This is a genomic window from Streptomyces sp. NPDC048612 (assembly GCF_043199295.1).
GTDB lineage: Bacteria > Actinomycetota > Actinomycetes > Streptomycetales > Streptomycetaceae > Streptomyces.
Genome location: NZ_JBICVV010000003.1, coordinates 97,888 through 112,842 on the forward strand (window position 1 = coordinate 97,888; position 14,955 = coordinate 112,842).

A 14,955-nucleotide genomic window follows, 5' to 3' on the forward strand; every position below is an offset into this window, starting at 1 on the left:
CGGCCTGGGCCTGCCTGCTGAGGTGCTGCCGGACGGCACCGGCTCCGGCGGCGCCTCAGGGGGCGGCCGGAGCCGGTGTGCGGGCGGGCGGTCAGCCCGTCATGACCCGCCGAGTTCCTGCTCGATGAAGTCGAACAGCTCCTCGTCCGATGCCTGGTCCAGGCGGTTCTCCAGCCCGGCGTCCGGGTCCTCGGGGAGGCTGTCGAGCCGGTCCATGAGTCCCTGCAGCCGGCTGCGCAGCGAGGACCTGGCGGCCGTGTCGTCCATGAGCCGCTCGGTCTGTGCCTCCCAGGCGTCGAGCGAGCCGGGTGCGGGGTCCCCGTTGGCCGGCGGCTGCTGCACCGCGGGGCCCAGCCTGCCGAGCAGATGGTCGGCGAGGTCGCCCGGTTCAGGGTAGTCGAACAGCAGGGTCGCGGGCAGCCTCGCCCCGGTCACGGTGGTGAGCCGGTTACGCAGCTCGACGGCGGTCAGCGAGTCGAAGCCCAGCTCCAGGAAGCCGCGCTCGGGGTCGATCGCGTCGGCCGAGGTGTGACCCAGCACCAGCGCGGCCTGGCCCAGGACGGCGTCGAGGACCGCCTGACGCCGGTCCGTCTCCGGCAGCGCGGCGAGGCGGGTGCCGAGCTGATCGGCTTCGGCGGCGGGCGCGGGGCCCGGCCGTCCGGTCGCCGGCCGGGGCCGCGGGCCGGCCAGCGACCGCAGCAGCGGGGGCACTTCGCCGGCCGCGGTCCGCAGCGCCGCCAGATCGAGCCGGGCCGGGACGAGGAACGGCTCGCCCGTGGCGAGTGCCGCATCGAGCAGCGCCAGGGCCTGCTCCGAGGGCATGGGGCGCACCCCGCCCCTGGCCATCCGGTGGAGGTCGGTCTCGTCCAGCTTGGTGGTCATCCCGCTGCGTTCGGCCCACAGGCCCCAGGCGAGGGAGACCGCGGGACGGCCGGCGGCGCGCCGGGAGTGGGCGAAGGCATCGAGGAACGCGTTGGCCGCCGCGTAGTTGCCTTGTCCGACCCCGCCGAAGGTCCCGGCGAGCGAGGAGAACAGGACGAACGCCGTCAGGTCGAGGTCGCGGGTCAGCTCGTCGAGGTGGAGTACGGCATCGGTCTTGGCCCGCAGCACGGTGTCCACCCGGTCCGCGGTCAGGGACCCGAGCACCCCGTCGTCGAGGACTCCCGCGGTGTGGATCACCGCGCTGAGCGGGCGTTCGGCGGGTACGGAGGCCAGCAGCCGGGCGGTGTCGGCCCGGTCGGTGAGATCGCAGGCGGCGATGTCGACCTCGGCGCCCAACTCGCGCAGTTCCTTCTCCAGTTCGGGCATCCCCTCCGCTGTCCGCCCACGGCGGCCGGCGAGCAGCAGGCCGCGTACGCCATGAGCCGTCACCAGGTGACGGGCGACGAGCCGGCCGAGCATGCCGCCGCCCCCGGTGATCAGTACCGTGCCGTCGGCGCCGAGGCCCCGGAACGGCTCGGCCGTCCGGGCCCGCACCAGACGCGGCACCCGGGCCCCGCCCTCGCGCAACGCGATCTCGGGTTCGCCGGTCGCCAGGGCAGCGGGCAGCGCGGCTGCCGACCGTGCCGTGCCGTCGTGGTCGAGCAGCGCGAAGCGGCCGGGGTTCTCGGCCTTGGCGGTGCGGATGAGGCCCCAGACGGCGGACTGCGCCAGTCCGGGAACCGCCGCGCCGGCCCGGTCCGCGACGGCGTCGCGGGTGCACAGGACCAGCCGCGAGGCGCTGAACCGCTCGTCGCGGAGCCAGTCCTGTGCCAGGTCCAGTGCGTGGTGCACGGCCCGGCGGGTGGCCCCGGCCGGATCGCCCTCGGCCGGCCGGCAGCCGAGGAGAACGGTGGCGGGCACCGCGGCCCCGGCGTCGACGGCCGCGGTCAGCGCGGACAGGTCCGGGTACCGGGCGTGGTGGTCGCCGGGGACCTGGGGTACGTCCGTGCCGATGACCGCATACGGCTCGGCCACAGGTTCGCTCAGCGCCAGGTCAGCCCAGTCCATCCGGTACAGGTCGGCCGGCTTCGGTCCGGCGGCGGCCAGCTGTGCGGGGTCGACCGGCCGCAGGACGCAGGCCGGCAGTGCGGCGAGCGGGGCGCCCGAGGCGTCCGCCAGCTGCACTCCGTAGGTGTCGTCGGCCTGTCGGACGAGACGGACCCGCACGGTGTCCGGGCGGGCCGCGGCCGCCGCGGTGACCGCCCGGAAGCTGAAGGGCAGCACGGCCCGTTCGGTGTCGGGTGCGGCCAGGGCGACCGTGTGCAGCGCGGCGTCCAGCAGCGCCGGATGCAGTACGAAGCCGGTGTCGCGGTACTGCTCGGGCAGGGTGACCTCGGCGAACACCTCCTCGCCCCGGCGCCAGGCGGCGTGCAGACCGCGGAAGGCGGGTCCGTAGGCGAAGCCGTTCGCGGCGGTGCGCTCGTACAGGTCGGAGACGTCGACCGGGTCGGCACCCGGCGGGGGCCAGGCGGTGAGGCCGGCGGGCGTCCCGGTGGCGGGCGGGCCGTCGGCGAGGGTGCCCTCGGCGTGCCGGGTCCAGGGCTGCTCCTCGCCGTCCGTGCCGGTCGCGGGGCGCGCGTGCACGGACAGCGGGCGGCGGCCCGACTCGTCCGCCTCCCCGACGGTGACCTGAAGCTGCACCGTGCCGTCCTCCGGGACCACCAGCGGGGCCTGCAGAGTCAGCTCCTCCACGTGGCCGGCGCCGGTCCGTTCGCAGGCATGGAGCGCCAGTTCCACGAATCCGGTGCCGGGGAACAGCAGCGTGCCGTCCAGGGCGTGGTCGGCCAGCCACGGCTGACGCCCCGCCGAGAGCAGCCCGGTGTACAGGGCACCACCGGAACCGGCGAGCGGCACCGCCGCACCGAGCAACGGATGCCCCGCCGCCGCCAGCCCCACGGCCGAGACGTCGGTCGGGTCAGCGGCCTCCAGCCAGTACCGCTGCCGCTGGAACGGGTAGGTGGGCAGCGGCACCCGCCGGGCGCCCGAGGACGCGAGGCAGCGCTCCCAGTCCGGGCCGTGGCCGCGCAGATGCAGGTGGGCGAGGGCGGTGGTGAGCGACTCCGGCTCCTCGGTGTCGCGACGCAGCAGCGCACCGAGGAAGACCCCGTCGGTCGTGGTCAGGCAGTCGTCCGCCATGGCGGTCAGCACCCCGGACCCGAGGTCGAGAAGGGTGCGCGCGCCCAGTTCTTCCAGGGTGCGGGTCCCGTCGTGGAAGCGGACCGCCTGCCGTACGTGGCGCACCCAGTAGTCGGGGCTGCACAGCTCCTCGGCCGTGGCCGGGCGGCCGGTGACGTTCGAGACGACGGGTACGGTCGGCGGCTGGTAGCTCAACTCCGCTGCCACGGAAGCGAATGCGTCGAGCATCGCGTCCATGCGGGCCGAGTGGAAGGCATGGCTGACCCGCAGCCGCTTGGTCCGGTGTCCCGCGGCGGCCAGGTGTCCGGCGACCTCGGTGACGGCGTTCTCGTCGCCGCTCAGGACGGTGGCGGCCGGTCCGTTGACCGCGGCGACCGCGACCCTGCCCTCGTACGGTGCGAGCAGCGGCAGTACGTCCTCCTCGGCGGCTTGGACGGACACCATCGCTCCGCCGGCGGGCAGCGCCTGCATCAGCCGGCCGCGGGCGGCGACCAGACGGCAGGCGTCCGCCAGGGAGAACACCCCGGCGACATGTGCCGCGGCCAGTTCCCCGATCGAGTGGCCGAGCAGCAGGTCCGGGTGCACCCCGTAGCTTTCGAGCAGCCGGAACAGGGCGACTTCGAGGGCGAAGAGACCGGCCTGGGTGTAGAGGGTCCGGTCGAGGAGGTCCGCCTCGGGTGTGCCGGGCCGGGCGAACAGCACCTCGCGCAGGGGCCGGTCGAGGTAGCCGTCCAGATGTGCGCAGACCGCGTCCAGGGCGTCGGCGAAGGCGTCATGGGTCGCGTAGAGACTCCGTCCGGTCCCGGCGCGCTGCGATCCCTGCCCCGGGAAGAGGAAGGCCAGCTTTCCGGGCCGGGCGCGGTCCACGGCGACCCGTGGGTGCTCCCGGCCGTCGGCGAACGCCCGGAGTGCCGCGGTCAGTTCACCGGTGTCCTGGCCGAGGAAGGCGGCCCGGTCCTCGAATGCGGTGCGCGAGGTGGCCAGGGACAGCGCGATCTCGGCAGGGGTGGACTCGGGGTTGCGGGCGAGGTGTTCCGCCAGCCGCCGGGCCTGGGCCCGCAGGGCCGGGGCGCCCCGGGCGGACAGCAGCCAGGGGACGACGGCCGTCGGCGCGCCCGCGGTCTCCGGCTGACGGCCCTGTGGGGTGCCGCCGGACCCGACGACCACCGGCTCGGGCTCGGACTCTTCGAGAATCACATGCGCGTTGGTGCCGCTGATGCCGAAGGCGGAGACACCGGCCCGGCGCGGGCCGTCGCCCGGTGTCCACTCCTGCGGCTCGCCCAGCAGCCGCACGTTCCCCGCCGACCAGTCGATGTGCGGCGACGGCTGCGCGGCGTGCAGGGTGCGCGGCAGCACTCCGTGCCGCATCGCCTGCACCATCTTGATGACGCCGGCGACCCCGGCCGCCGCCTGGGTGTGGCCGATGTTCGACTTCACCGAGCCGAGCCACAACGGGCGTTCCGCAGGCCGTCCCTGGCCGTAGGTGGCGAGGAGCGCCTGCGCCTCGATCGGGTCGCCGAGCCGGGTGCCGGTCCCATGGGCCTCGACGGCGTCGATGTCGCCCGTGGACAGTCCCGCGCCGGCCAGTGCCTGGCGGATGACGCGCTGTTGGGAGGGCCCGTTGGGTGCGGTCAGGCCGTTGGAGGCGCCGTCCTGGTTGACGGCCGAGCCCCTGACGACGGCAAGCACCGGGTGTCCGCGCCGGCGGGCCTCGGACAGCCGCTCCAGCAGGACGACACCGACGCCCTCGGCCCATCCGGCGCCGTCGGCGTCCGCCGAGAACGCCTTGCAGCGGCCGTCGGGAGCGAGTGCCCGCTGCCTGCTGAACTCGATGAAGGTCTGCGGGGTCGAGATCACCGTCACACCGGCGGCCAGCGCGAGCGTGCATTCGCCGGACCGCAGTGCCTGACTCGCCAGATGCAGGGCGACCAGCGACGACGAACAGGCCGTGTCCACCGTGACGGCCGGTCCCTCCAGGCCCAGGGTGTAGGCGATACGGCCGGAGGCGACACTGCTCGCGCTGCCCGTCGCCAGATGTCCCTCCATGCCCTCCGGGGCGGTGCGCACACGGGAGCCGTAGTCGTCGTAGTTCGAACCGACGAAGACGCCGGCCGCCGTGCCACGGAGCGTCTCCGGGTCGATGCCCGCCCGCTCGATCGCTTCCCAGGACGTCTCCAGGAGGAGCCGCTGCTGGGGGTCGATGGCGACCGCCTCACGCGGTGAGATCCCGAAGAACGCCGGGTCGAAGTGGTCGGCGTCGTAGAGGAACCCGCCGTCGCGGGCGTAGAACGTGCCGGGCTTGTCGGGGTCCGGGTCGTAGAGCCGCTCGATGTCCCAGCCGCGGTTGGTGGGGAACCCCGAGACGGCGTCGGTGCCCTCGTCGAGGAGCCGCCACAGCTCCTCGGGTGTGTCGGCCCCGCCCGGATAGCGGCAGCTCATCCCGACGATGACGACCGGATCGTCGTCCACCGGAACGGCGGGTGCGGCCGGGGCCGCGCTCTCCGGCACCGCGCCGAACAGCCCGTCGTGCAGGAACGCCGTGAGCGCGGCCGCCGTCGGGTGGTCGAACACCAGGGTGACCGGCAGCCGCAGGCCGGTCGCCTCGGCGAGTCGGTTGCGCAGCTCGACGGCGGTCAGCGAGTCATAGCCCAGGTCACGGAACGCCCGGTCGCCGGGGATCGCGTCGGGCCGGTCGTGGCCGAGAACCGCGGCGGCCGCGGCCCGTACGGCGTCCAGCAGCACCGTACGCCGCTCCCCCGGCGCGAGTTCCCTCAGCCGTACGACGAGCGGCACCGCGTCGCCGCGCACCGCGGCCCCCTCGGTGCCGTCGCCGGCCGACGCCTGGACCTCGGGCAGCTCACTCACCGCGGCGACCCGCCGGGCCGTGGCCCTGCGCCAGTCGACATCCGCGACAACCAGGAACGTCTCGCCCTGGTCCAGGGCCGTCTGCAGGGCCGAGACGGCCAGATCGGGGTCCATCGGCGGCACTCCGTCACGGCGGAGCCGCTGCGCCAGTTCCTCACCCACCAGACCGCCGCCGCCCCAGGCTCCCCAGGCGATCGACGTCGCGGGCAGTCCCTCGGCCCGGCGCTGCAGGGCGAGCGCGTCCAGACAGGCGTTGGCCGCCGCGTAGCTGCCCTGGCCGGGACCGCCGAGCGTGCCTGCCATGGAGGAGAACAGGACGAAGGCCGACAGGTCCAGGTGCCGGGTCGCCTCGTGGAGGACGAAAGCGGCCCCCGCCTTCGGCTCCCACACGGTCTCGGCCCGGTCGGGGGTGAGCTGGTCGATCACCCCGTCGTCGAGGACTCCTGCCGTGTGCACCACCGCGGTCAGCGGCTGGTCCTCCGGCAGGCTCGCGAGGAGTGCCGTCACCGCCGCCCGGTCGCCTACATCACACGCCCGCACGGTTGCCCGCGCTCCGAGCGCGGCCAGCTCCTCGACGAGCGCCTGGGCGCCCGGCGCCTCGGGGCCCCGGCGGCTGACGAGCACGAGATGCTCCGCGCCGTTGCGGGCGAGCCAGCGGGCGAGGTGCCCGCCCAACGCGCCCGTCCCACCGGTGACCAGGACAGTGCCACGCGGCCGCCAGCCCTCCCCGGCCGGCGGGTCTCCCGGGAGCGACCGCAGCATGCGGCGGGTGAAGACTCCGGACCCACGCAACGCCAGCTGGTCCTCGCCGGAGTTCTGCGCCAGCAACGCGACCAGCCGCCGACCGGCCCGGTCATCCCACTCGCCCGGCAGGTCGACGAGTCCGCCCCACCGCTGCGGATACTCGAAGGCGGCGATCCGGCCCAGCCCCCACGCCATCGCCTGCACCGGGTGATCGAGGGCCTCGGCCCGGTTCACCGACACCGCGCCGCGGGTCACACACCACAGCGGGGCGTCGATCCCGGCGTCACCGAGCGCCTGCAACAGCGACGTCATCAGGACCAGCCCAGCCGGCAGGGACTCCGTGGCGGCCCACGGCTGCTCGTCCAGGGCCACGAGGGAGAGCACCCCGGCGAACGCCCCGGCCGCCGTACCCGCCTCCTCGCGCAGTCGGCCGGCCAGGCGTTCCCGGTCGCCGTCCTCCACACCGACGGTCACGATCCCGAAGTCCACCGCACCCGACCGGAGCGCGCGGACAACGCCCTCGGCCACCGGGGAGTCCTGGTGGCCGTCGGGTAGGACGACCAGCCACCTACCGTCCAAGCCGGTGCGCTCGGGCTCCGGTTGGGGTCGCCAGACGATCCGGTAGCGCCACCCGTCGACCGTGCTCCGCTGCTGCCGTTGCCGGTGCCACAGCGAAAGCGCGGGCAGGACCTCACGCAGCGCACCGTCGTCGGACAGCCCGAGCGTCTCGGCGAGGGCGTCCGCATCCGCGCGCTCGACGGTCTCCCAGAATCCGGCGTCCACAAGTCCCGAAACGGCCGGCCCTGCCGCGGGCTTGTGCGGCGCGAGCCAGTAGCGGCGGTGCTGGAAGGCGTAGGTGGGCAGGTCGACGAGCTGCGGATGATGCGCGGCGAAGGCCGGGGACCAGTCCACGTCCACACCGTGTACGTACACCTCGCCGAGGGAGGTGTAGAGCCGCGACAGACCACCGTCGTCCCGGCGCAGCGTCCCCGTCACCACCGCATCCACACCCGCTGCCTCAGCAGTCTCCTGCACCGGCATCGCCAGGACGGGGTGCGGGCTGACCTCCACGAACACCCGGTGATCCGACGCCAGCAGCTCACGCACCGCAGGCTCCAGCCGCACCGTCTGCCGCAGATTCCTGAACCAGTACCCGGCGTCCATCTCCGCCGTGTCCAGCCACTCCCCCGTCACCGTCGAGAAGAACGGCACGGACGACGTACGGGGTACGACCGGCGCCAGAAGCTTGAGCAACTCCTCGCGGATCGACTCCACATGAGCCGAGTGCGAGGCGTAATCCACCTCGATCCGACGCGCCCGGACCTCGCGCTCCCGGCAGCCCTCCATCAGCTCGTCCAACGCATCCGCATCACCGGAGACCGCGACGGACGACGGACCATTGACCGCCGCGACAGAAACACGGCCGCCCCACGGCTCGATCAGCTCCGCGACCTCGGAGGAGGACAGGGCCACGGACACCATCCCGCCACGACCCGACAGCGCACGGATCGCCCTACTCCGCAGCGCCACCACCCGCGCACCGTCCTCCAGGGTCAACGCCCCGGCGACGCAAGCCGCCGCGATCTCCCCCTGGCTGTGACCGACCACCGCCGCAGGCTCTACGCCATGAGCCCGCCAGACCTCGGCCAACGACACCATCACCGCCCACAACACCGGCTGGACCACATCCACCCGATCCAGGCCCGGCGCGCCCTCCACCCCACGCAACGCACCACTCAACGACCAATCAACAAACGGCTCCAACGCCGCCCCACACTCCGCCAACCGACCCGCGAACACCGGCGAGGAATCCAACAACTCCACCGCCATCCCCACCCACTGCGACCCCTGCCCCGGGAACACGAACACCGTCCTGCCCGGATCGCCCGTCCCCTCACTCGGGCTCAACTGCCGCATCTTGGCAGCCAGTTCATCGACATCCGACCCCACCACCACCGCCCGGTGCTCGAACGACGACCGCGACGCCACCAACGACCAACCCACATCAACCGGCGACCATCCGGCACCCACCACCCGCGACACCAACCGCTCCGCCTGAGCCACCAACGCACCAGCAGAACGCCCTGACACCACCCACGGCACCACCACACCCGACGCCGGAGCACCGGCCGTCGCTATGCCAGCCGTCCCAGCCCTGTCGGACTCCTCCGCCTGCTCGACGATCACATGCGCATTGGTCCCACTCACACCGAAGGACGAGACACCGGCGCGGCGCGGGCGGTCGTCCTCCACCATCCACGGCCGGGCCTCGGTCAGCAGCTCCACCGCGCCCGACGACCACTCCACGTGCGGCGATGGTTCATCGGCGTGGAGCGTCGCCGGCAGCTCGCCGTGGCGTAGCGCCTGCACCGTCTTCATGATCCCGGCCATGCCGGAGGCTGCCTGGGTGTGCCCGATGTTCGACTTGACCGAGCCGAGCCACAGCGGCCGGTCCGCCTCCCGCTCCTGCCCGTAGGTAGCCAGCAACGCCTGCGCCTCGATCGGGTCACCCAGCGACGTGCCCGTACCGTGCGCCTCCACCGCATCCACCTCACCGGCCGACAGACCGGCATCGGCCAGCGCGGCCCGGATCACCCGCTGCTGGGAGAGGCCGTTGGGTGCGGTGAGACCGTTGGAGGCACCGTCCTGGTTGATCGCCGTTCCACGGACCACCGCCAGCACCGGGTGCCCGTTACGCCGGGCATCCGACAGACGCTCCACCAGCAGCACGCCGACACCCTCGGCCATGCCCATACCGTCGGCCGCCGCCGAGAACGGCTTGCACCGCCCGTCCCGCGCCAGCCCCCGCTGACGGCTGAAACCCACGAGGCCGATCGGTTCGCTCATCACCGCCGCGGCACCGGCGATCGCCAGGGAGCACTCACCCGAGCGCAGTGCCTGTACGGCCAGATGCAGCGACACCAGCGAGGACGAACAGCCCGTGTCCAGCGTGATCGCGGGGCCTTCCAGCCCGAGCGTGTAGGAGATGCGGCCGGAGGCGATGCTGGTCACCGTGCCGGTGATGAGATGCCCCTCCAGCCCTTCCGGGACCTCGCCGTTGCCGTATCCCTGGTAGGCGGCCCCGAAGAAGACGCCGGTCGGGGTGCCGCGCAGCGTTCTGGGGTCGATGCCACCGCGCTCGATCGCCTCCCAGGAGGTCTCCAGGAGGAGGCGTTGCTGCGGGTCCATGGCGAGGGCCTCGCGCGGCGAGATCCCGAAGAACTCGGGGTCGAAGTCACCGGCCGCGTCGAGGAATCCGCCTTCGCGGACGTAGCAGGTGCCGGTGCGGTCCGGGTCCGGGTCGTAGAGCCCGTCGAGGTCCCAGCCCCGGTCGGCGGGGAACTCCGAGATCGCGTCCGTCCGGTCCCGCACCAGCTGCCACAGGTCCTCGGGCGACCGCACCCCTCCCGGATAGCGGCAGGCCATGGACACGATGACGATCGGGTCGTCGTCCGCGGGAGCGACGGGGGTCGCGGTGTCCGGGGCCGCGGACGGCAGGGACGGCGGGCCGCCGGCACCGACCAAGGTGGTCTCCAGATGCCCGGCGAGCGCCTTCACGTTCGGATGGTCGAAGACCACGGTGACGGGGAGCTTCTGTCCGGTGGCGGTGTTGAGCCGGTTGCGCAGCTCGACCGCGGTGAGGGAGTCGAATCCCAGCTCACGGAAGGCGCGGCCGGTCTCGACCTCCGACGTGTCCGCGTGTCCGAGCACGGCGGCGACCTGCTTGCGCACGAGGTCGGCGAGCTGCCGCTCACGTTCGGCGGGTGCCAGCCCGGCGAGCTGGGAGCGGAGCGACTCGGAGGTGTTCTCGGCGGCGTCCGTGTCGGCCTCGTCGGCCTCCAGCGCCCGCAGGACCTCGGGGATCTCGTGCAGCAGCGGACGGCGGTGCGCGGCGGTGAAGACGGGGACGAAGCGTTCCCAGTCGATGTCGGCCACGGCGAGGAAGGTCTCATCGTGGTCGAGCGCCTGCTGAAGTCCCAGTACAGCAAGCTGCGCCGGCATGAACGGGATGCCGCGCCAGCGCAGTTGCTCCTGGACGACATCGACGGCCATGCCGCCGCCTTCCGGGCTCCAGATGCCCCAGGCGATCGAGGTACCCGTCAGGCCGCGGGCGCGGCGGTGTGCCGCGAGCGCGTCTACGTAGGAGTTCGATGCGGCGTAGGCACCGTGGTCGCCACTGCCCCAGGTGCCGGCGACGGACGAGTACAGCACGAACGCGTCCAGCCCGTCGCGGTCGAAGAGCGCGTCGAGGTTGCGGGCGCCGAGCAGCTTGGCGCGGGCGCCCTCGGCGAACTCCTCCAGTGTGGTGTCGGCGAGCGGCACGAGCAGACCGACGCCGGCGGTGTGCACGACGGAGCGGATGGCCGGGCCCTCGGACTCGACCCGGGCGACCAGCTCGGCCAGCGCGTCGGCGTCCGTCACATCGCAGGCGACGATGGTGACCCGGGCACCCAACTCAGCCAGTTCGTCGCGGAGTTCGGCCGCACCCGGGGCGTCCGGGCCGCGTCGGCTGGTCAGCACCAGATGCTCGGCACCGTTGCGGGCGAGCAGCCGGGCGGTGTGCGCACCGAGGCCTCCGGTACCGCCGGTGACCAGCGCGGTTCCGCTGGTGCGCCAGGGGGTGACCGGCTCGCCGCCATCCAGGGGGGCGCGGGTGAGCCGGCGGGTGAGGAGTGCGGAGCCACGGAGGGCAAGCTGATCCTCCTCCCCTCCCGCTGCGAGGACCCCGGACAGCAGGGCCGCCCCTTGGTCGTCCAGTGCGACGGGCAGGTCGACGAGGCCGCCCCACAGCTTGGGGTGCTCCAGGGCGAACACACGGGCCAGGCCCCAGACGGCTGCCTGGAGCGGATGCCGGACCTGGTCGTCGGCGAAGCCGGTTGCGGCGGACTCGGTCGTGAGCAGCCACAGCGGAACCTCCACCGCGGCGTCGAGCAGCGCCTGCATCAGGGCCACGGACTGGACCAGTCCCACGGTGACCTCGGGGTGCCCGGTCAGCGGCCGCTCATCCAGGGCGAGGAAGGAGACAACGCCGCTGGGGGCACCGGCCCTGAGAGAGTCGCGCAGCTGGTCGGCCACACCTTGGCGGTCGGTGGTCGACTCCTCCAGGACGAGGAGCACGGCGTCGGCGCCGCTGTCCCCCATGCCCTGGAGAGTGGCTCGTACGAGGTCGTTGTCCAGGTGGTCGGTGGGTACGACGACGAGCCAGGAACCCTCCAACTTGCCCTGTTCTGGATCGGGTTGGGGCCGCCAGGCGATCCGGTAGCGCCAGCTGTCCACCGTGCTCCGCTGCTGCCTGCCCTGCCGCCACGACGACAGCACCGGCAACACCTCACCCAGAGCCCCCGGCTCCGTCAGGCCCAACGTCGCCGCCAGACCCTCCAGATCCGCACGCTCCACCGCATCCCAGAACCGCGCATCCACCGGGTCGACCGCGCCGCCCACCGACGACGACGCAGACTCCAGCCAGTAACGGCGGCGTTGGAAGGCGTAGGTGGGCAGGTCGACGAGCTGCGGCCGATGCCCCGCAAAGGCCGCCGACCAATCCACCTCCACACCGTTCACATACAGCTCACCGAGGGACGTGTAGAGCCGCGACAGACCACCGTCGTCCCGGCGCAGGGTCCCCGTCACCACCGCCTCCACACCCGCCGCCTCGGCGGTCTCCTGCACCGGCATCGTCAGCACCGGATGCGGGCTGACCTCCACGAACACCCGGTGATCCGACGCCAGCAGCTCACGCACCGCAGGCTCCAGCCGCACCGTCTGCCGCAGATTCGTGAACCAGTACCCGGCATCCATCTCCGCCGTGTCCAGCCACTCCCCCGTCACCGTCGAGAAGAACGGCACCTCAGACACCCTGGGCGCCACCGGCGCCAGAACCTCAAGCAACTCCTCGCGGATCGACTCCACATGAGCCGAGTGCGAGGCGTAATCCACCTCGATCCGACGCGCCCGGACCTCGCGCTCCCGGCAGCCCTCCATCAGCTCGTCCAACGCATCCGCATCACCGGAGACCACCACCGACGACGGACCATTGACCGCCGCAACCGAAACACGGCCATCCCACGGCTCGATCAGCTCCGCCACCTCGGACGAGGACAGCGCCACCGACACCATCCCGCCACGACCCGACAGCGCACGGATCGCCCTACTCCGCAGCGCCACCACCCGGGCACCATCTTCCAGAGTCAACGCCCCGGCGACACACGCCGCCGCGATCTCCCCCTGACTGTGACCGACGACCGCCGCAGGCTCCACACCGTGGGCGCGCCACACCTCCGCCAACGACACCATCACCGCCCACAACACCGGCTGCACCACATCCACCCGATCCAGACCCGGCGCACCCCCCACCCCACGCAACACACCACTCAACGACCAGTCCGTGAACGGCTCCAACGCCGCCTCACACTCCGCCAACCGACCCGCAAACACCGGCGAAGAATCCAACAACTCCACCGCCATCCCCACCCACTGCGACCCCTGCCCCGGGAACACGAACACCACATCGGCGTCGCCCTCCAGGGCTCCCACGTCGCCCACCACCGCACCGGCGGGCGTCTCGCCCTCCGCCACGGCACGGAGTCCGGCGACGAGTGCGTCCTGGTCGGCGCCCACCACCACGGCCCGGTGCTCCAGGGCCGCACGCGAAGCCACCAGCGCATGTCCCGTGTCCGCCAGCGCCGGTCCGGCGGTCTCCGCCCACGACGCCAGCCGGTCTGCCTGCGCACGCAGGGCCGTCGCGGAACGGCCGGAGACCACCCAGGGCAGCGTGGCGGGCGCCAGGTCCCGGGCGGGGGAGGCTGCGGGCTGTTCGTCGGCGGATTCAGCGGCCGGCGCCTGTTCGAGCAGGACATGGGCGTTGGTGCCGCTGCCGCCGAAGGACGACACACCGGCCCGGCGGGGCGCGTCGGTCTCGGGCCATGCCGTCTCGTCGGTGAGCAGACGGACGTTCCCCGTCGACCAGTCGACATGCGGGGAGGGCGCGTCGACATGGAGCGTCGCGGGCAGGACGCCATGGCGCAGCGCCTGCACCATCTTCATCACTCCGGCGATGCCGGAGGCGGCTTGGGCATGCCCGATGTTCGACTTGACCGAGCCGAGCCACAGCGGCCGGTCCGCCTCCCGCTCCTGCCCGTAAGTGGCCAGCAACGCCTGCGCCTCGATCGGATCACCCAGCGACGTGCCCGTACCGTGCGCCTCCACCACGTCCACCGCACCGGCCGACAGACCGGCATCGGCCAGCGCGGCCCGGATCACCCGCTGCTGCGAAGGCCCGTTCGGCGCGGTCAGGCCGTTCGACGCACCGTCCTGGTTGGTGGCGCTGCCGCGGATCACCGCCAGTACCGGATGGCCGTTGCGGCGGGCCTCCGACAGGCGCTCCAGCAGCAGGACGCCGACGCCTTCGCCCCACGCGGTGCCGTCGGCGGCCGCGGCGAACGGCTTGCAGCGGCCGTCTCGCGCGAGCCCCCGCTGACGGCTGAACTCCACGAAGTTCCGTACCGAGGACATCACGGTCGCGCCGCAGGCGAGCGCCATCTCGCACTCGCCGTGCCGCAGTGCCTGGACGGCGAGATGCAGGGCGACCAGCGAGGACGAGCACATGGTGTCGACGGTGACCGCCGGCCCCTCCAGCCCGAAGCTGTAGGCGAGCCGTCCGGAGAGGACAGCCGCCGAGCCCCCGGTCAGCAGATGACCCTCGACGCCCTCCGGGGCGGTGCTCCCGTCGGTGGAAGCGGCATAGCCCTGATTGCTCGACCCGACGAAAACGCCGGCCGCGCTGCCGCGTACCGATGTCGGGTCGATGCCCGCACGCTCGAAGACCTCCCAGGAGGTCTCCAGGAGGAGCCGCTGCTGCGGGTCCATGGCGAGGGCCTCGCGTGGGGAGATCTCGAAGAAGCCGGCGTCGAACTCCGGGGCGTCGTAGAGGAAGCCGCCCTGGCGGACATAGCTGCTGCCCGCCCGGTCGGGGTCCGGGTCGTACAGCTTCTCCACGTCCCAGCCGCGGTCGGTCGGCATGGGCCCGATGGCGTCGGTGCCTTCGGCCACCAGCCGCCACAGCTCCTCGGGCGAGCGCACTCCTCCCGGAAGGCGGCAGGCCATGGCGACGATCGCGATGGGATCGTGCTCCCGCGACTCCACCTCCTGCAGCCTGCGGCGGGTCTGCCGCAAGTCCGTGGTGACCCGCTTGAGGTAGTCGCGGAGCTTGTCCTCGTTGTCCATGTAGCG

The 14,955-nt window shown here is 73.0% G+C and carries 1 protein-coding gene; it reads right to left on the reverse strand.

The features are described 5' to 3' along the window. Positions 1–99: 99 nt before the first annotated feature. Positions 100–14,949, reverse strand: a complete 14,850-nt coding sequence (locus ACGFN2_RS06650; protein WP_393358055.1) for a type I polyketide synthase — start codon at positions 14,947–14,949, stop codon at positions 100–102. Positions 14,950–14,955: the final 6 nt, after the last annotated feature.